The organism is Marseilla massiliensis, assembly GCF_016899955.1.
GTDB lineage: Bacteria > Bacteroidota > Bacteroidia > Bacteroidales > Bacteroidaceae > Prevotella > Prevotella intestinigallinarum.
This window is the reverse complement of sequence record NZ_JACJJL010000001.1, coordinates 328,016-349,173: the sequence shown is the minus strand read 5'-3', so window position 1 is coordinate 349,173 and position 21,158 is coordinate 328,016. Positions and strand designations below refer to the sequence as shown.

The following is a 21,158-nucleotide window of genomic DNA, read 5'->3' as shown; positions in this document are numbered from 1 at the left end:
GCGGATACGGCAGCGCCGAGATGAACACCGACGACCCGGTGTGGAACGCCCAGCTCTCGAAGTCGTTCTTCAAGGGCTGTCTCGTGGCCAAGCTCACGGCCTTCGACCTGCTTCACCAACTGTCTAACAAAGACTACTCCGTGAACGCCCAGGGCCGCACCGAGACGCGATACAACAGCATCCCCCGTTACCTCATGCTGTCGCTGGCCTACAAGTTTGCCCGCAAGGCAAAGCACTGAGGCCTCCGCCAGCCAACGGCGTGACTCAAAGTCTGGGCCGGGTGACAGTATGACACAATGTCGCACCAACCGTTTCCGGGGCAGGCCTGCACCAGGCTGCCCCGGCATCGTGGGCGCGGGGCGGCACGGGGAGCACAGCCGTCGCAAGTCACCAATAATTGGTATGCCTGCAAAACGGCCCGTTTCAAGGTGCAAAACGGCCCGTTTTGCAACACCGAATGACCCGTTTTGGAACACTGCAATCGTTTTCCCGCCTCCATGCCCCTGCGCCGGGCATCACAGAGCGTGCCTCGAAGCCACAGCCAACAGCCCGCACAGGCCTCCGCCGGGCGCGCCACAGCCGCTGCCCACGGCCAAAATACCTATTTATTATGATGCCCGTTTTTTTGCCGGCACGCATTTTGGCACTATCTTTGTAGTCGTTTCAGCAAGAGACCATTTATTCAATTAAACGACAAATTAAAACATATAAGATTATGATCATCGAGAAAATCCACGCAAGAGAGATTCTGGATTCAAGAGGAAATCCAACGGTTGAGGTAGAAGTGACGCTCGAGTCGGGCTTCACCGGCCGCGCATCGGTACCGTCGGGAGCCTCGACAGGCGAGAACGAGGCGCTCGAACTGCGCGACGGCGACAAGCAGCGCTATGGCGGCAAGGGCGTGCTCAAGGCAGTCGAGAACGTCAACAAGGTGATAGCCCCCGCCCTTGTGGGCATGTCGGTGCTTGAGCAGCGCGCCATCGACCACAAGATGCTGGAGCTTGACGGCACCAAGACCAAGTCGAACCTTGGCGCCAACGCCATCCTTGGCGTGTCGCTGGCCGTGGCCCACGCAGCCGCCAACTACCTGCAGATACCTCTCTACCGCTACATAGGCGGCGCCAACACCTACGTGCTGCCCGTGCCGATGATGAACATCATCAACGGCGGAGCGCACTCAGACGCCCCCATCGCCTTCCAGGAATTCATGATACGCCCCGTCGGAGCGCCCTCAGAGCGCGAGGCCATACGCATGGGCGCCGAGGTGTTCCATGCCCTGGCAAAGCTGCTTAAGGGCCGCGGGCTCTCGACGGCCGTAGGCGACGAGGGTGGATTCGCCCCCGCACTGAACGGCATCGAGGACGCCCTCGACAGCATCTGCCAGGCCATCCGCGACGCAGGCTACGAGCCGGGCAAGGACGTTACCATTGCCATGGACTGCGCAGCCAGCGAGTTTGCTGTGCAGGAAAACGGCCAGTGGTTCTATGACTACCGCCAGCTGAAGGACGGAAAGAAGAAAGACCCCAACGGTCGCAAGCTCACGGCCGACGAGCAGATAAAGTATCTTGAGGAGCTGATAACCAAGTATCCCATCGACTCCATAGAGGACGGACTCGACGAGAACGACTGGGACAACTGGGTGAAGCTCACTGCCGCCATCGGCGACCGCTGCCAGCTGGTGGGCGACGACCTCTTCGTGACCAACGTAGACTTCCTTGCCAAGGGCATCAAGATGGGCGCAGGCAACGCCATTCTCATCAAGGTCAACCAGATAGGCTCGCTCACCGAGACACTCGACGCCATCGAGATGGCCCACCGCCACGGCTACACCACAGTGACCAGCCACCGCTCGGGCGAGACCGAAGACACGACCATAGCCGACATTGCCGTGGCCACCAACTCCGGCCAGATAAAGACGGGCTCGATGAGCCGCACCGACCGCATGGCCAAGTACAACCAGCTGCTGCGCATCGAGGAGGAACTCGGAGCCACGGCAGCCTACGGCTACAAGAAGCTGAGGTAAGCGCGGGCCTCGCTTACAGAATGTTTATTTTACCTTTTCCTCAAAGGATGAACGGCGGAGACGCTCCCCCCGGGAGCCATCTCCGCCGTTTTGCACATGTCGGCCTGCCCCGCCCGCGCCGCCCACGGGTGCCTACGGTCAGCCCCTGGCATACTTCCCCGGGGGCACGCCATACTTTTCCTTGAAGCACTTGAAGAAATACGACCTGTTGTCCATGCCCACCTTATAGCCTGCCTCGCTCGCGGTGAGCCTGCCCTCCGACAGCAGCCGCGCCGCCACCTCGAGCCTCACGTCGAGTATGTAGCGGTTTGGCGTGGTGCCAAACAGCTCTTTCATCCTGCCGTAAAGCTTTGTCCGGCCCATGCACATGGCATCGGCCAGCTGGTCGACGCCGAAGCCCGGCTCGCCCAGGCGGGCCTCGACCACCCTCCGCACGCTGTCCATGAACGCCCTGTCGGCCCGTGCCGTCACCACGCCGCCCTGCCCCTCGGGCTGCCCCCCGGCAGACTCGGCCCTGCCGTGAGACCGCCAGGCAATGAGCCGGGCGGCCTTGGCGGCCAGCAGGGCAAAGTTGCAGGGCTTGCCCATATAGTCGTCTGCGCCAGCCTTGTAGCCGCGCAAGGCGTGCTCATCGTCGTCGAGCGCGGTGAGCATTATCACCGGCACCGACGCCGTGGCGGCGTTGTGGCGCAGGCGGCGAACCAGTTCGTAGCCGTAGATGCCCGGCAGCATCACGTCGCAAACCACCAGCGCCACACCCGAAGCGGCCAGGCCATCGGCCGCGCTCTCGCCGTCGGGATAGCACTCCGTGCGGAAGTAAGCGCCAATCTCGGTGCGCAGCTGCTCCATCATGTCGGGGTCGTCTTCCACTATGGCCACCTTCACATCGTTGAGCGGCTCGGGCAGCAGCTCGCGCACGCCGCCGCCAGCGCCGGGAGTGCCGGTTTCGTCGGCCGAAGGCTCTGCCCCGTAGTCGCCGGCGGCATACACCGACTCGTCGGCAGGCAGCTCCACGGTGAACACCGTCAGGCCCGCAGCCCTGCCGTAGGTAAGGTCGCCCTTGTGCAACAGGGCCATCTGCCGCGCCGTGTACAGCCCTATGCCCATGCCGCCGCTGCCCACATAGCCATGCATGAAGGGGCTGAACAGGCTCTTCTGCTGCTCTTCCGACAATCCGGGGCCGCTGTCTTCCACGCTGATGAGCACCTTGCGGCCGTCGAGCCGCAGGCGCAGCGTCACCGAGCCGCGCCTCGGCACATACTTGATGGCGTTGCTCAGCAGGTTGTAGACCATTGTCTCGACCATCCGCCGGTCGAAGGCCATGGTGTAGTCACGCTCAAACGGCACCATGGTGAAAGCCACCTCTTTCTGCCGGGCCGCGCTGAAGAAGTCCATGTATATGCCCCTGGCGAATCCCACTATGCCGCCCCTGACCAGTTGCAGGCGCGCATTTCCCGTGCTGATGCGCCTGAACTCCATGAGCATGTTCACCTGACGGAGCAGCCGCGAGGTGCCCCGGCGCACCGTCTGCAGCGCCGAGCGCGACGGCGGGCGGCCGTCGTTGCGTGCCAGCCTGTCGGCCGCGCCCTGTATGAGGGCCAGCGGCGTGCGGAACTCGTGGGCTATCTGGGTGAACAGGTTAAGGCGGAACTCGCCCATGCGCCGCTCCGTCAGCACCTGCTGGCGCAGCCTGAAGCCACGCAGCCACAGCGAGTAGAGCCATGCGGACAGGGATGCCAGCGCTGCGGCATACACCACCCAGGCCCACCACCTGAGCCACCACGGCTGCAGTATGGTTATGGCGAGCGTGGTGTCGGGGCTCCACCGCGTGTCGGCGGTCATGGCCCTTACGCGGAACGTGTATGTTCCCGGCCTCAGGTTGGCATACCGTGCCACCGCCCTTCCGTTGGCAGTGTGCCACTGGCGGTCTTCGCCGTCGAGACGGTACATGAAGAACGACGACGCGGCGTTGGCGTAGTCCATGTTCGAGAAGCACAGCGTTATGTTGCCCTGGTCGTGCCCCAGCTCCATGCGGCCTGTGGTGTCGGCCCCGGCCACGAGCCCTGCCAGCGCGGTGTCCTGCCACGGTTCGAGCCCGTTGACCATTATATTGGTTATCAGCGGGGGCCGCGCCCTTGTCATGTCGCGCTCAGGGTTAACGGGGCTCACGGCCAGCATGCCGCCGAAAGTGCCGAAGAGCAGCGTGCCATCGGGTGCCACCGCCGCCGCGCCCTCAGAGCAGATGTTGCCCTCCAAGGTGGTTCCGAAGCGGTAGCTTGTGGCAGTGTTGTTGCTCGGGTTGACCCTCGAGACGCCTTCTTCGGTGCCCGCCCAGATGTAGCCGTAACGGTCTTCCACCACCGAGCGCACGTTGTCGTTGACAAGCCCCTGCGCCATCGTTATCTGCTCATACCCCGGCCGGGCCGCGCCCTTGCCCGGTTTGACCTTTATCAGGCCACACCCGAGCCCGCCGGCATAGACGTTGCCATCCCTTGCCACGGTGAGGCAGATGATGTTGGTGGCCGGCAGCGACCCGTCGGCAGCGGCCAGCCGCGTGAACGAGGCGTTGTCAATGCGCCCCTGCCTTGTGTCGGCGGTGTAGAGACCGTTGCACGTGGCCACCCACGCCCGGCCACGGCCGTCGATGCACACGCGGCGCACGCGCCTCTCATCGCGCGTACGGTTGAGCATGACCCTGAACCTGACGGGGCGCTGCCCGGGGTTGTCGGCCACGAGCAGCCCGCCGTCCCATGTGGCCACATAGATGCGGCCTCGGCCGTCTTGCGCCACGTCGTAAATGTCGTTTGACGGAATATGGCGCGCGGTCTCGTCGGTTGCATAGCGCAGACCGTCCACATAAAGGCCGTCGCCACGCGTCCCAAGGTATGTATGGCCGTGCCTGTCGGTAAAGAAAGCGTAGGCGCAGGCCCTCAGGCGGCCTGTGGCCTGAAGCCCGCCCGTGGCCGGATTGTAGTCGTATATGGCGTTGTCCTTGGTGCTGACAAACATTTTCCCGTCGCCCCGCGTGGCAATATGCCTCACGGTGTTGGCCAGACTGCCCATGCCGCCCGGCTCGGGCAAGATGTAGCGGGCCTGGGTCTGCCGCCCTGGCATGACGCACGTGACGCCCGCCGCCTCGTTGCCCACCAACAGGGTGCCGTCGCCTGTGGCCATGATGCAGAGCAACATGTCCGACAGGGCGTCGGTGCCGGCGGGCTCCTCCACCCGCGAAGGCATGGCGCCCCGGGCGGGGTCAAGGCAGAAAAGGCCGTTGCCGTTGGTGGCAATGTACAGGGCCCTGCCTGCCGCAGCCACCCTTATCTTCACCCCTCCCTGCGAAGGGTTGCGCCCTCCGGGCAGCAGGTTGAAGCGCGAGGCCAGCCCGTCGGAGCGCAGAGTGAGCACGTCGCCCGAGCCGTTGGCCACTGTCTGCCAGCCGGGCGAGCTGCCCGGGCAGGCCACGGCGCCGGCTATCTGGAGGCTGTCGGGGCGGTACTGCCGCCCGGTGGCCATGTCGACGGCCAGCGCGCCGCCCGCTGTGAACAGCAGCAACTGCCCGCGCCACTCGCAGCAGTGGGTGAGCCGCCCGACACCCACGGTGCCCACGCCGCCGACCCTCAGCCGCCTGGCAAGCCTCAGCCGGCTGTCGTAGATGCCGATGGAGCCGTCGGCGCCAACGAGGGCCATGCCCCCGCCGACGGGCGCACACCCGGCCATGTTGCGCCCGGCCCCTAACGCCACCGCCTTGCCGCCCGGGGTGACGGCCAGGGCGCCGCGCGCCGTGAGCAACCACACGTTGCCGGCGGAGTCTGCAGCCACACGGCGCACATCGTCGGAAGGCAGGTTGCCCGCACGCTCCGAGTAATCCACGACGATGAAACGGCCGCCGCGGCGGTCGACATGGCGCACGCCGTCTCCGTTGCCGTAGAGCCAGAGGCCGCCGTCGGCCAGCATCCACTGCCCATACTGCCTCAGGTATTCGCCGCGCCCGGTATAGTCGACAAAGCGCGACTGCCTTACATCGAAGCAGCCTACTATCCCCGCCGACGTGAGCACCCACACCAAGCCGCGCTTTTCGTCACATTCCACATCGCCTATGTTGGGCTCTATGTAAACCGAGGGGTCGCAACTGATGCCGCGCAGCCTCATGGCGTTGAAACCGTCGTAACGGCACAGTCCGTTGCTTGTGCCTATCCAGATGTATCCGCTGGCGTCACGGGCCATGCAGTGCACCGTGTTGCTCGGCAGTCCCCCGGCCGAAGAGATGCGCCGCATGGAATATCCCACGCCCTCGCCCTGTGCCGACAGGGGTGCAGGAAACAGGGCCGCGGCCGTCAAAATCACCACGCCCGAACTCACTACCGGCGCCAGCCACGCCACCAAGGCACGGACTACGCCAAGCAAAAATATCCGCAAACAACTCATATACTTGTATTCATCATCGACAGAAACCGTGGATGAGCGAGCTCAACGCACACACACGGCCATAAATTTACTGTAAAGACATATTCACGCAAACGCCTTCATTCGCAACCCGCTGAGCCTGTGCACGTTGCAAAATGGGCCGTTTGATGCTGCAAAACGACCCATATCGCGCTCCAAAACGGCACGTTTCGCAGCGCAATACGGCCCAAACGGCAAAGCCGGTATGCAGGCCGGCCATCACAGGCAAGGCCCCGGAGGCATTTGGCGGGCGGTGAAAGCCGAAGCCCGCACCACGAAACGGCCACATGCCGGCGCCGCTGTGCCCCGGCACTTCGGCATGGCCACAACAGCCAAGACACACGGCTGCAGGGCCTGGCTAATGTGCCCACAGGCCCGTTTCAACGCCAAAGGTAATAAATATTGCTCGAAAAACGTACGGAAACAGACTTTTTCGTACTAATGCATACATTTCACAACAGCCGATAACCATATCTTTGCAGATGCAAACAAGCAAGCCAGGCAACCTGAAACATCACGGATGGCAATACATTATAAATATAACTTAAAACATTCTGCTTATGAAAAAAAACATCATTACCCTGACATTGGGCCTCATGACCGTCATCGGAGCAGGCGCCCAGGAGCGCAGGAACTGGAACTTCACGCACGGCTGGAGTGACGAGACGCTGGCCAACATAGAGCAAAACATCACGTCGGGAGGCGACTGGACGCTCGAGTCGCCGGGCAACTACCAGATAGGCAACCGCGAAGCGGGCCCGCTGACCGTGAACATCGACGGTACTGCATGGGAAATACCCGAGACCCAAGGACTGCAGTTTGGCGCAACGAGCGCTAAGCACATTGTCATTGCCTACGACAACCAGCTTGGATACCACGGCAAACAGTTTCTATGGATAAACGGAAGCAAGGACCAAGACTACTTCACAATACCAAAGGTGGCCGCCGGAGAGAAAATTTTCGTCGTTTACGAATCGCACAACAAAGAAGAGGAACGCGGTTTCAAGACCACAACCGACGGCGTGTTCATCGACGGCACAACCGACCAGACGGCCACAAGCACCATCAGCATTGACACGGCCGTGTTCTGTGTGCAGGAATACTACGGCGTAGAGAGCGTCGACGTGACGTTCCAGGCAACGGCCGGAATACACCTCTACCGCATCTGCGTGGGCCAGGAGCTCTACGACGACGAGCCGGTGGTTGAGAAAGACAAGGTGGCCTACATCTACGACTCGGGCTTCGAGGGATACGACAAGGCCGCCGACATGCCGCTCGACCTCATCACCTACGAGCTGCCAAACAGGATTGAGAACATGGAACTGGTGGAAATCGACGCGGCGCAGGCCGACGGGAGCGTCACCAAAGACTCGCTCATGGCATTCGAGGCCGTGGTGTGAGCGGGGCGATGCGCAGGGACAACAGCATGGCGCAGACAGTGAAGGAGGCCGTGGCATACGTGCCGATGGTGAACCTCAGCCCGGAGCTGTATGAGACGTGGGGATATGCAAAGGCCGTAAAGACCAGGATGAACACGCTATACGTGGACACAACGGCGGCCAAGTCGACGCTGTTCGAGCCGTCGAGCGCAAGCACGAGGCCCTATGTCGACGAAGACGGAAACTTCAGCATGTTCATCAGCGGGGATGGAGCGGCCGGATACGATGCGCCGCAAGGGTCATACTTCGCCAACGACTCGGTGCTGGCGTGGGCCGGCAGCACGCCCGTGATCCACGTTCACAACATGGAGCGCAACGCATACATCATGGTTCCGTACACATACCCGATGGGAGAGCCCGACGAGAGCTTCATCGACATACTGCCAAACGCCATCAAGATGGTGATGCAAACCAAGAAAGCCGTGGTCAAGACGGCTAAGCCAACGGTGACCACTACTTTGAAGAAGCTCGCCACCGAGGTGAAGTTTGACTGCAGCACGCCCAACACCACATACAGGTACACCACCGACGGAAGCGACCCAGCCACAAACGGTACGGCATACACAGGCCCGTTCCTCATCACCGAGGCCGGAACAATAGTGAAGGTCGTGGCACAGGGCGACGGATACCTGCCGAGCGACGTGGTCAGCTCAGACCCCGTGGAGGTGAAAGACCAGGTGGCCACGCCCGTCATCAGCGTGGCACAGGAGACCGGCAAGAGCACCGTGACAATAGAGTGCGCAACGCCCGGGGCAGAGATTTACTACAACTTCAGCGGCGTGGCCGACCCCGCGGCTGCAGAACTTTACCTCGAACCGATAACAATGACGCAGCACTCTACCGTCTATGCCTTTGCCATCGACGCCACAGGCGAGCTCATCCAGTCGGAGACCGCGCAAGAGGCAATGCTCATCAGCGGCAAGGAAGTGCGCAAAGACATACTGAGCCACTTCGACGCCAACGAGCAGGAATGGAACCCCAACGCCGGTTCGTCGCGCGGATACTTCTATTATACGGAAGGCTACCGATACTTCACAGACGAAGTGATAGGCCAGGAGACGGGAAAGCCCCCCGACGGACAGCGTGTCACGGTGTACAATGTGTATGCCACCGTCGACTCCGTACTGACCCACAACACCGGCAACGGCTGGGAAGCACGCACCGAAGGACAGGGCATTGTGTGGGAACGCACGCCCAGCGGGCACATCATTGCCGACGGAAGCACGTACAACCCGGCAACCGTTGCCGACGACCACGGCGAGAACACCAACTGCTGCGTATCATTCGACGCGGTGAAACAGACTGCCGACGGGCGCAACGAGCCTTACACGGCAAGCATACAGAGCACCGTCAGGTTTAAGGGACCGTTTGACGTCATCACCTACATCTCCAACAAAGAGAATTCGGGAAAAGCCGCAGCCGAGCTCTACGTGGCCACCGACACGCTGCAGGCCGACAGCTGGCAGAAGGTGGGCGACCTGCAAATGGGCGACATCAAGCGCATCTGGAAGCGCACCCTGCTGTCATACGAGGGCACCGACGAGGTGTTTGTCAAAGTTGCGTCGGCTGGCGGCATGGCCGCTGTGTTCGACATCTACGTAAAGAACCACGGCGAGCTGTCGGAAGAATACGAAGACATGGTCAGCGGAATAAGCAATGCGCAACCCGACGGCGAGATTGTGCGAACCGAGATTTACAGCCTCAGCGGCACGCGCCTGCCGGCAATGAAGCGCGGCATCAACATCGTGAAGGAGGTATATGCCAACGGCACGGTGAAGGCACGCAAGGTCGTAGTGAGGTGACAGGCCGGTCCTAACGGCCGTGAACGCAGCCACACTGCAACAAGCCGCTTACGCAGCCGCACGCCTGCGGCCACCCTGCACCACCGCCAGCATCGGGCAGGGAATGGCCCGGGGGCGGCTGCGGAACGGCTCTCGCGCCCAAAAGGGGCCGTTGGCGGCCAAGGCGGCCCTTGGTTCGATTTGTTGACAAAGCCGTCAGGCGCCGCCACGCCATGCCATCTGACAATCCAAAACGGGCCGTCCGGCACTGCAAGACGGCCCGTATGGGATGCCAATACGGCCCTTACGGCAATGTCAAACGGGCCCGCATGGCAATCCGCTGTACATCAGTCAGTTGTGAAAAAGGGCGGAACAAAACGCCCATGTCGAAATAATCTTACACCCAATGTTCCTGCACTACGGTGCATGGGACATCAAACAAAAACCTGAAGCAATATGAAGAAACTTACTTTTACACTTATCATGCTGGCCGCATTGCCCGCCAATATGATGGCTCAACGGCTGCAGCAGCCGCTCGGGAGGGCCGTGGTGGCTGTCACCGACAACTCGAAAGACGCGGTGCTCGTCTCTTGGCGCAAGCTGGCGCAGGAGCCCGAAGACTGCACCTACAACCTATACCGCCGCGCACAGGGGTCGCAAGACTACACCAAGGTGAACTCCGAGCCCATCACCAAGACCAACTTCGAGACCACGCGCAGCGTCGTTCCCTACGGTTCGGAACGGGCGGTGACCACCGTCAGCAACGGTGTTGAGAGCAGCAAGAGCAACCCCTTCCTGTTCAAGCAGCAGCAATGGAAAGACTTGTTCTTCGACTTCGACTTTGAAGACAAGGTGCTCAACCCCAAGAACTACAAGGTTAAGTTTGTCTGGCCGATGGACCTCGACGGCAACGGAGAGTTCGACGCGGTGCTCGTCGACCGGCTTCACTCCACCTCGGGGGAGCCCGACCCCGACTACGGGGGCGTAAAGCCCACCGACAGCCATAAGCTCCAGGCCTACACGCTCGACGGAACATGCCTCTGGACGATAGACATCGGCCCCAACATCAACCTCAGCGCCGGACAGAACGACATGGCCCTGGCCTACGACATCAACTGCGACGGGCGCTGCGAGGTGATAATAAAAAGCTCTGACGGCACCCGCTTCTGGGACTCGAAAGCCAACACATGGGGCAAGTATGCCATGGGGAGCACGTCGCCCGACGTCGACGGCGACGGCATTTACGACTACCGCACGAGCGACAAGTACAACGCGCCGTTCTATGTGTCGGTGGTCGACGGGCGCACCGGCGAGGAGATAGACTGCTCCGAGATAAACTACAGCGCCATAACCGACGGCGAAGACACTTGGCGACGCGACAACCGCAACGAATATCTCAACGACAGCCAGGGGCAGGAATATGCCTTCCTCAACGGCAAGTTTGCCATCTGCTACTTCGACGGCATCCATCCATCGCTCGCCATGCAGTGCTACAACCGCTCAAAGACCACCGGCCACCATTACTACATAATGGAATGGAAGTACGACTGGGACGGCGGCAAGCCGTCAAACTGGCACCACAGCTTCACATACCCGCTGAAGCAGGCCACGCCGGCGGCGGCTGAGTTCCACCAGTTCCGCGTGGCCGACGTCGACGGCGACGGCATCGACGAGCTGATGGAGGGCGGCTATGCCATCAACCCGGCCAAAGGGCGGGTAATGAGCCCCGGCATCGGCCACGGCGACCGCTTCGACGTGACCGACATCGACCCCGAACGGCCGGGCCTCGAGGTGTTTGCCATACAGCAGTCGAGCTACTGCGGGGCTTACCTATACGACGTGGCTACGGGCGAACACATACACGAATGGTGGATGCCGAAGTCGCAAGACGTGGGCCGGGGGCGCTGCATCGACGTCGACCCCGGGCACAAGGGGCTCGAGAGCTGGTCGTTTGCCGCCTCCGACAAGCTGTTCGACTGCAAGGGCAACGTAATCAGCACGGGCGAGAACGCATATCCCGTCGAGGCCATCTGGTGGGATGGCGACCTGCAACGCGAGCTGCTCGCCTCGGCAGGTGGCAACGGCTCTTCTACCAACGTACACGTACAGAAGTTCGGCGGGACACGGCTCATCGAGTTCTCCAGGCAGAGCGGATGGAAGGTGCATGCCCAGACGGGCGCGCGACCGGGCTATTTCGGCGACATGACGGGCGACTGGCGCGAAGAGGTGATACTGATGAAGCAGAACGACAGCCACGCCACGGGCCTCGTGGGCTACTCTACCGACATACCGTCAGACCACAGCATGTATACGTTGCAGGAAGACCCGCACTACCGTCTCGACTGCACCACACGCGCTTACTACCAGATGCCGTGCCCGGGATTCTATCTCGGGGGCGACATGCCATACCCGCCGCTGCCCCCGACGGCCGTAGCCGACCTGCGGTGGGCCCAAGGCGGGAGCTGGGGCGCAGGCACCCGGGGATTCACATCGTTTGACCATTCATCCGAAAAGGCCTATGCCGACGGGCAGAGCGTAATCTTCGACATGAGCGGCGACAACTCGAAGCCCATCAGCATCGACGGCACGGTGAGCCCGAAAGCGGTATATGTGATGGCACCGAAGGGCCACGACTACTCTTTCACGGGCGAAGGCAGGCTGGCAGGGAGCATGGAACTGTGGAAGTCGATGCAGGGAACGGCATCGTTCGACGCCGACTTCGCCTTCACCGGGCGCACGGTCATCAGCGAGGGAACGCTCTGTCTCAACGGCACCGTGGCCGGCCCCATAGAGCTAAGGGCCAGGGGCACGCTGGCCGGCACAGGCCTGATAAGCGGCGACATGGCCTTTGAGGAGGCACTCAACTACGAGGGATGCAGGCTCATGCCGGGCAGCCCGGCCGACAAATACGGCACGCTCACCTTCGGCAAAAGCCTCACACTGCCCGGCGACGTGTACATCGAAGCTGCCATTGCGTCGGGAAAGGCCGCAAAGATAAGGGTGGAAGGCGACCTGACGCTCGAGGGCGACAACACGATAACGCTCGTGGCCGATGGCGGCGAACTGGCTGCGGGCCGCTATGTGGTGGCCGAATGCACCGGCAAACTGACCGCCGAGCCACAGCATATAGCCACCCGAGGGCTCGAAGGCGTCAACTACGACGTTGTGGTCGACGCCAACCAGATAGCCATCGTGGTCAACGAGATGCGCGCACCCGAGCAGGGCGTGACATGGACTGGCGCCGAAAGCAACTCGTGGAACTACAAAGATGGCAACTTCAAGGTTGACGGCAGTGCCACGGAGTTTGTCAACGGCGACGCCATATCGTTCACCGACGCATCGGCCAACCGCAACATTACGCTCGACACTTACGTCAAGCCGGCTTCGGTGACGTTCGACTTCGACGGCCAGGCCTACACCCTCAGCGGCTCGGGAGGACTGACCGGCACCACCGGACTGACCAAAGACGGCAATGGCGAGCTGAGCATCGACCTGCAGAACAGCGACTACACCGGCCCGACCGTGGTCAACGCAGGCACGCTGACCGTAAGCAACATAAGCGTGGGCGGCAGCAAGAGCGCCATCGGGGCTGCCTCTGCCGACGCCGGCAACTTGGTAATCAACGGCGGGGCACGGCTCAATGTCACGGCCGAGAGCGCTGCCACCGACCGCATCATAACCATCAGCGACACGGCGGCCCTGTGCATCGCCGACCCGGAAGGGGCGCTGACGCTCAACGCACAGGTACGCGGCGACGGCTACCTGGTGAAGGAAGGGCCCGGCAGACTGACGCTCAGGGGCAGCGGGGTCTATCCCATCAGCGGACTCATCATCAAAGGCGGACTCGTGATACAGGGCACCTACTCTGCCTCGTTCGGCGGCTCGGGGGCACCGCTCACGCTCGCCGGCGGCGAACTGCAGATGGCAAGCAACAGCTCGATGAGCACCATGCCCGCGTTCAACTATGCGTTCAACGTTGTGGAAGGAACCGAGAACACCTTGCGCAACACCACTCGCGGCGTGATAGATGGCAGCGTCAGGGGCAAGGGCACGCTCACCGTGGTGGGCAACGGGGTGCGCAGCGACCTCAACGCCGACTTCTCTGCATTCGAGGGAACGCTCATTGCCAGCGGCAACAGCGTGCGCCTGTCGGCCGGGGTGACCGACATGAGCCGCGCGCGGCTGGTGCTCGAGGCCGGAGCCAACGTGCAACACAAGCGCCAGGGCAGCGACGACAGCGAGGAGGTGACCACGAAGGTGGGCTCGCTCGAGTCTGAGTCGGCCGACTGCCAGGTGGGCAACAGCTCCGACACTTACCTCGTCGGCTACCTCAACACCGACGCATCGTATGCCGGAAAGCTCGCGGCCAAGGCTGTAGAGAAGCACGGCACCGGCACGTGGACGCTGCTCGGAACGGGCAGTTCGGCAGCCATCACGGCCTTCGACGGCACCTTGCATCTGGCCAATGTGCAGACCCAAGAGCCGCTGACCACCGGAATAGTGACCGCGCGCGACCATGGCACCATTGCAGGCGAAGGCTACGCCGGCTCGATAGCGGTGTACAAGGGTGGCGTGCTCACCGCCGGCAACGACGGCGGGTGCGGAACGATCACCGCCCTGGGCAACGTCACGATGTACACGGGCAGCACCCTGATGGTCAAGATACAGCGTGGGCGCTTCGGAGGGCGCAACAACGACAAGTTCGACATATCCGGACGGCTGGCCCACTCTAACGACACGCTGCTCGTGAAGGTGCAGCAAGGCGTCGCGCTGCAGCCCGGCGACGAGTTTGAGGTGTTCGTGGGCGACGGCACACAGGCCGGCTCTTACACCCTGAAAACGGAGTGCGAGGGATATGAAGTGGTGTGGGACGACTCGCGGCTCAAGACCGACGGGGTGCTCACCGTGGCCACTGTGACCTCTGTCGGCGGCGTGACGGCCGACGAAGGCACCGTCAGCGTCTATTCCACCGACGGCAAACTGCTGCGCGACAACGTCCCAAGTGACAGGGCTCTCGACGGTCTTGCACCTGGAGTATACATCGTTGGCGGCGAGAAGGCCATAAAAGAATAGCCTGCCTCGAGCCACCACGACTGCCCAAACGAAGAGAGCGGCAGTCTTGCACGCCTGCGGCCTGTCCGCTGGCGGTGCAAGATTGCCGCTCATTCTGCAAGCCACCTCTCAACGGCAGGTGCCACGCAAACATACCGACCGTAGGTGAACAACACGCCTGAAGCGTAACATGCCTCATCACCAAGGCATCCACGGTTGTGCCAATCCACGGCCGCAATGATGCATAACAGCATTTATCCGGCATGCCAACGGACAACAAAACGAACGGGAATACAACTTTTCGTACGATATTGACATGCCTCTTGATGTGTTTTCCACTAATTTTGCATCCGTCGGCGGCGCACCACGAGAAATCAACCGACAGTCGGCCAGGGGGGCATAAGGCCGTTCTCTCGCCACCACCGTCCCCGTTTACGGCCCATAAACCACAGGGAGAGGAAGGGAGGGGGCCACACCACAGCACACAACAAAAAGTATATATGAAAAGAAAGACACTATCACTGCTGATTGCGCTGGCCGCCGTAGTGGCGGCGCAGGCGCGCGAGAAAATCAACATCAACCTCGGATGGAAGTTCATCCGCGAGGCCATCGAGGGGGCGCAGGCCCCGGAATACAACGACGCGAAGTGGCAGACGGTAGACCTGCCGCACGATGCCGCCGTGCACCACGAGTTCCAGAAGAAGGGCGACGGGGCCTCGTCGCGCGTCGGCTTCCTGCCGCTCGGGCGCGGATGGTACCGCCGCCACATTGCCTACGACAAGGCTTGGCAGGGCAAGCGCGTCATCATAGAGTTTGAAGGCGTATACCGCGACGCCCGCGTCTACGTCAACGGGGTGGACTGCGGCGGCCGCAACCCCAACGGATACCTCGACTTCGAGTATGACATAACCGACATGCTGCGCGACGGCGACAACGTGGTGGCCGTGTCGTACGACAACACCTACAGGGTAAGTTCGCGCTGGTACAACGGCGAGGGCATCAACCGCGACGTGTGGCTCCACGTGGTCGACCCTGTGCACGTGGCCCGCTACGGCACCTACATCACCACCCCCAAGATATCGGCCGACCGCGCCCTCGTGGCCATAGAGACCTCGGTGCTCAACCGCCGGCGCGACTCGGTGCTGTGCCGACTGGTCACCGACATTGTCGACCCGCAGGGACGGGTGGTGGCCTCGCGCGAGGCCGTGGCCCCGTTTGCCGCCGGCGAGACGTTCACCTTCCGCCAGGAGCTCAGCGTCGGGGCCCCTCAGCTGTGGGAGGTGGGCCGCGGCGTACTCTACAAAGCCGTAAGCCGGGTGTATGTCGAGGGCCGCTATCCACAGTTCTCCCATAACTCCCAGCCCTCCCACAGCTCCCAACCATCTGATGTTTACGAGACTCCTTTCGGCATACGCGACATAGAGTTCACGCCCGAACAGGGCCTGCTGGTCAACGGCAAGCGCACATACATCAACGGCGTATGCCTGCACACCGACCTGGGGCCGCTCGGCACGGCATCGTTCCGCGCCGCATGGGACCGCCGTCTCGAGGCCATCACGCGCGACATGGGCTGCAACGGCATACGGCTGTCGCACAACGCCTACCCGAAATACGTGCTCGACTGGGCCGACCGCCACGGAGTGCTCGTGGTGGATGAGTTTTTCGACAAATGGGAAGAGAGCTATTACGGGCCGAAAGCAAAGATGGGCGACCTGCACCTGCGCGACATACGCACGCAGATGGAGCGCGACCGCAACCACCCCTCGGTGTTCCTGTGGAGCGTGGGCAACGAGGTGTACCAGCAAATACAGGCCGACAAGACACGCAACGGGGGCGTCAACATGCTCAAGATGCTCGTGGACCACACGCGAAAGATTGACCCCTCGCGCAAGATAACGTACAGCCAGTATCCCAACCGATACGGAGACACGCGCAAGAAGAAGGATGTGAAAGCCTTCCTCGCGTCGGAACCACACCAGTTTGAGTACTATTCGGACATCGTGAGCACCAATTACCTTGAGAACTTCTGGGACGAAGACCACAAGAAATACCCGCAGCTGATGTTCATGGCGGGCGAACTGGCCGTGGGCGACCTTGGATACGACTACTTCAACTACGACCACTCGTACCCCATCGGACACTTCTACTGGGGCGGCACCGACTACATTGGCGAGTCGTTCGGCTGGCCGTCGAAGGGCTGGACGCGCGGACTGATTGATTTCACCAACCGCGTCAAGCCGCTGGGGCAGAGCGTGCGCAGCTTCTACTGGCCCGAGCCGATGGTCAAGATAGTGACGCGCCCGGCCTCGGGACAAGGCTCGCTGGTGTGGAACGACCTGAAGATGACGTGGACAAAGCTCGAGGAGCACTGGAACTACCGCCCGGGCGACACGCTCACGGTGCAGGTGATGAGCAACTGCGACGAGACGGAGCTGACGCTCAACGGCCGCTCGCTGGGCCGCAAACGGCTGCCGGCAGCAGGCACCCCGCCCGAGTTGACATGGCGGGTGGCATACGCCGAGGGCGAGCTCAAGGCCATAGGCTACAGGAACGGGGCCAAGGTGGCCGACGACGTGATACGCACCGCCGGCAAACCGGCACGCCTCGTGGTGAGCGCCAGCACCGACACGCTATGCGCCGACGGCCTCGACCTGGCCTACATAGACTATACGGTGGTTGACAAAGACGGCAATGTGTGCCCGGTGAACGACGTCAAGATAAGCTTCGACGTGAAGGGATGCGGCACCAACGCGGGCGTAGCCAACGCCGACATGCTGAGCAACGAGCCGTGGCAGGCCGACAGCCGCACCACTTACCAGGGCCGCGCGCAACTCATTGTGCGCTCAAAGGCCACGGAAGGGAGCATCACCGTGAGGGCCAAGGCCAAAGGGCAGAAGGCCGTCGACACGGTAATCAGAGTGGCAAAACGCTGACACAGCAACGCGCAAGGCCACAAGGCGGGCCGCCGCGACATGCCGAAGGGCATGCCGGGCGGCCCGCCTGACGTATGTGGGCAACCGCCGCCATACGACAATTTATGCAAAACCGGTCATCAGGCGCCATGGCGAAAAGCCCGGGAAAAGCCATGAAAGCACATCCGCGGCGGCATGGCGGCCAATTTGAATTTATTTTTACAACATACAGGCAGGCCCGTTTCATGCTGCAAAACGGCCCTTATGACCGCCCCGAACAGGCCGTTCGGCATCACGATACGGCCCGTATTGCCGGGCCATCCTGCCCGTGCCGCAAGTGGCTGTGGCACATGGCGTAAGGCTGCCGGGGCGAGGCGCGAAAACATTTTACACCAAACATGGCTGCCGCCGCGGGTCTGGCAGCGCCGGGAATACCGCAAACAAAATGCCGCCCGGGCCTTGGAGCCAGGGCGGCATAGCATGAAAGCGGCGCTTGGCGTACAGCCGCTGTGTCACTTGACGGCAAACTTATATGTGGCGACAGAGCCGTCGGCGGCCTTCACCGTGGCCACATACACACCGGGCTGCAGCCCGGCAAGGCTCATGGTGCAGCCCCATGCCGTGCGCACGGTGCGCCCGCCCATGTCGGCCAGGGTCACCGACAGCGTGCCGTCGGCGGCCCGCAGCGAGCCGTCGCCCACCACGATGCCCCTCAGGCCATAGTCTACGGAGCCTATGCCCGACGCGGTGATTCCGCCATACAGTCCGATGTTGTCCATGGTCAGCGCGTCGCCGTTGGCCGTGACAAGGCGGAAGGCCAGGCTGAGGTCTTGTCCGGCGTAGCCTGAAAGATTCAGGTAGCGCTCCGTCATGTATGCCGACTCGCCCTCGACGCTGTAGGCCGACACATAGTCGGCCACGCTCTCGCCTGCCGTCGAGGCCATCACCTCATAGCTTTCGGGGTAAGCCTCGTTGTAAGAACTGGCCGACCAGGCAAGGTAAGCGCCATCGCCGGCCACGTGGACAGTGGGCAGCACGAGCCAGCGGTCGGCCCTGTCGGTGCCCTCGAGCCACGAGGTGAGCGCGAGCACATACTCGCCGTGATACTCGTTCTCGGCAATGTTGAACAGGCCCCAGCCCTCGGGCGTAAACTCGCTGCCTGCATCGGGGCTCACCGTGCCGCCGTCTTCAACCCTCATGCGCAGGTCGGAAGGCAGGCTGCCGCTCTCGAAGTCCCACAGCATGACAGGCTTGCCGAGCACCACGAAGTCGAGCGTGGCGGCGTTGTTGGTGGCGTCGGCATCGCCATCGGCAGCCACGCTCACCTCCAGCCGGTGGTTGCCGGCAGCCAGGGTCTCGGTGACTCCGGCCATGGTTATGGTCTTTTGCTGGTTGGCGGCCAGGCTTACGGTGGTGTCTTTCACTGCCACCCCGTCGACCGAAGCGGCTATGCGGCCCACCATGTCGGTGATGCCGTTGTTGCTAACGCTGAATTCCACCCTGCCGTCGGCCTCGGCACGCACCACGCCCACGGGGTTGCTGATGCCGTCGACAGACAAGTCGGCGGCGGTGTCCTCAACCTTCACGAGCGACACATCGTCGATAGTAATCCAGTTTTGGTTCTTCGGGCTATAGCAATGGAAGCCTATGCAGATGTCCTGCGGCTCTGTTATGTGCAGTATGTTGACAGCTTCCTGGTAGGCGCTCTGCTTCACCTCGGGGAAGTCGGCGAGCTTGTGGGCCATTGCCTGCGGCGTGGAGTCGTTGCCATAATACACCGCAAAGCTCTCAGTGTAAGAGTCGTCGCCCGAGTACCAGTAGTGAAGGGCGTAGTAGCCTGGCTCGTCTATCGATATGGGCTCGAGTATAGCCCAGTCGTCGCCGGCGTTGTCGCGGTCGTAGTTGTAGCCCAGCCATCCGTCGCCGGTGCGCGCCATGCTTATCCATCCGCCACCGACCTCGATGCCCCACGTGCCTCCGTCGCTGTTGAGGTTGAAGATACGAATCTCGTCGGTGTACTCATCGGGCTCGAAGCCCATGTAGTATGGCACCGTGGCCGGAGCGCGGTGGCGCACCCGTGCCAGGCAAGTGTCGTTGCCGTGGTCAATGTCTGAGTCGAGCGTCGACCACACCTTGATGTCATAGTCGTGGCGCGGCACCGACAGGTCGGCCTTGGCCGAGAAGGTATAGTCCATCGACTCGCCGGCCTTGAGCGTGGCGCCTACGGCCTCGGTGGCCACGGTCTGTCCGTCGACGGCAAACGAAAGGCTGAAGCCCGAGGCGTCGGCACGGCCACGGTTCTCAACGCTCACCGTCACCGTCTCGTCGCCCAGAGAGCTGCCCGTGACCGGGCTCTTTACCTCGCCGATGGCCAGGTCGACCGGGTTTTCAACCGTCTCGACCTCGACCGAGCACAGGTAGAGCCTGAACAGATAGGCCGTCGACGTGGCCCTAAAGCCCACGCGGAAGGCCTGGCCGGGGGTGGCGTCGACGAGGAAATAGCCCGTCTGCATGGAAGCCGGTATGGAAGGATAGGCTGCCTCGAGCCTGGTCATTGACTCGGGAGTGGTGCCCGTGCCCGAATAAACCTCCATGCTCTCGCCGTAACTGCTGCCGTAGAAGGAGTAACGCACGATGAGCGTGCCACCGGCGTCAGGCGTTATCTCGGGCGAGATGAGCCAGTCGTCGCCACTGTTGAAGTAGTCGTAGGAGTAGTAAACCTTCGAAGGAGTGCCCTCTTCGTCGAAAGTCCACTTGCCATCGTCATTGTTTGCATTGACAAGCGTCCACCGGCTGAAGTCGTCTGCCGTGGCAAAGGATGTGGAAAACAACGCGTCGGCAAGAGAAGGAACGGCCGACATAATCAGCAGCAACGCTAAAGTAAATGTTTTCTTCATAGAAAAGCGCAGCGGGTTCTGCTGTGAAACAACAATGCCCAAGAACGCCGACGGACCAGAACCCATTACATCCGACAGACTGTCCATGAGCACATCATATTATGCAAATGTATGAAAATAATCCATAAATAGGTGAATTAGACTAATAATTTTAACTTCATTTTACCTTTGAACAAATGCTTTAGGCCGTCTGCAAAGCACTCGCCGCAGACAGAGGCAAGGCATCCGCGGGCGGCACGCCAACCGGCCGGCAGGCTGGCGGCAGCGGCGGCACGGCGGTAAACAATATTTACAGAGCCACCGGCCGGGCCGTACGGCCGGGCGAAACGGCCCGTTTGGCAGCCCCGGACAGGCCGTTTCACACTGCAATTCGGCCCGTTTGGCAGCGCCGCGTGGCCCGCGCCGCAAGCAGCTGTGGGCCAACGTGTTGCGCAGGCGGCGCGAGATGCGAAAATAGCCGACATGCAGCCGACATGAGCCACGGAGGAAAGGACGATGCAGACTGTGGCGCGCCGCAGGCGAGCAAAGGGCACCCGGCAGGCGCGCCACCGCCGGCAAGGCCACTTTTCGGGCCGAAGGCTTGGCCGTGAGGCCCAAAAACCGTAACTTTG

General features: G+C 62.0%; 8 protein-coding genes. 6 read left to right on the top strand and 2 right to left on the bottom strand.

Annotated features, from left to right (window positions below; all coding sequences use genetic code 11):
• A partial coding sequence (locus H6B30_RS01275; RefSeq protein WP_205107114.1) for a hypothetical protein occupies positions 1-239 on the top strand: 239 nt, incomplete at its 5' end.
• A gap of 476 nt (positions 240-715) precedes the next feature.
• On the top strand, positions 716-2,023 hold the full coding sequence (eno, locus tag H6B30_RS01270) for a phosphopyruvate hydratase (protein WP_205107112.1): 1,308 nt from the start codon (positions 716-718) through the stop codon (positions 2,021-2,023).
• Positions 2,024-2,161: 138 nt separating this feature from the next.
• Here eno and H6B30_RS01265 read toward each other — a convergent pair whose 3' ends face one another.
• Positions 2,162-6,439, bottom strand: coding sequence for a hybrid sensor histidine kinase/response regulator transcription factor (locus H6B30_RS01265; protein ID WP_205107110.1), 4,278 nt, complete (start codon positions 6,437-6,439; stop codon positions 2,162-2,164).
• A gap of 587 nt (positions 6,440-7,026) precedes the next feature.
• On the opposite strand from H6B30_RS01265, the gene H6B30_RS01260 reads away from it, so the two are divergent.
• The 4 genes from H6B30_RS01260 (at position 7,027) to H6B30_RS01245 (ending at position 17,671) form a co-directional block, all read left to right on the top strand.
• Positions 7,027-7,866 (top strand): hypothetical protein, encoded by an 840-nt coding sequence (locus H6B30_RS01260; protein WP_205107108.1) that lies wholly within the window; start codon positions 7,027-7,029, stop codon positions 7,864-7,866.
• Between the two features lie 26 nt (positions 7,867-7,892).
• A complete protein-coding gene (locus H6B30_RS01255) occupies positions 7,893-9,707 on the top strand; it encodes an FN3 associated domain-containing protein (RefSeq protein ID WP_205107106.1) in 1,815 nt (604 codons plus the stop codon).
• A 435-nt stretch (positions 9,708-10,142) separates the two neighbouring features.
• Positions 10,143-14,759 carry a rhamnogalacturonan lyase family protein gene (locus H6B30_RS01250; protein WP_205107104.1) on the top strand — a complete coding sequence of 1,539 codons (4,617 nt, stop codon included), beginning with the start codon at positions 10,143-10,145 and terminating at the stop codon, positions 14,757-14,759.
• 479 nt (positions 14,760-15,238) lie between these two features.
• Complete coding sequence (locus tag H6B30_RS01245; protein WP_205107102.1) at positions 15,239-17,671, top strand: glycoside hydrolase family 2 protein; 2,433 nt, start codon at positions 15,239-15,241, stop codon at positions 17,669-17,671.
• Positions 17,672-18,162: 491 nt separating this feature from the next.
• Here H6B30_RS01245 and H6B30_RS01240 read toward each other — a convergent pair whose 3' ends face one another.
• Positions 18,163-20,634: a choice-of-anchor J domain-containing protein gene (locus H6B30_RS01240; RefSeq protein ID WP_205107100.1), complete on the bottom strand. Its 2,472-nt coding sequence runs from the start codon at positions 20,632-20,634 to the stop codon at positions 18,163-18,165.
• Positions 20,635-21,158: the final 524 nt, after the last annotated feature.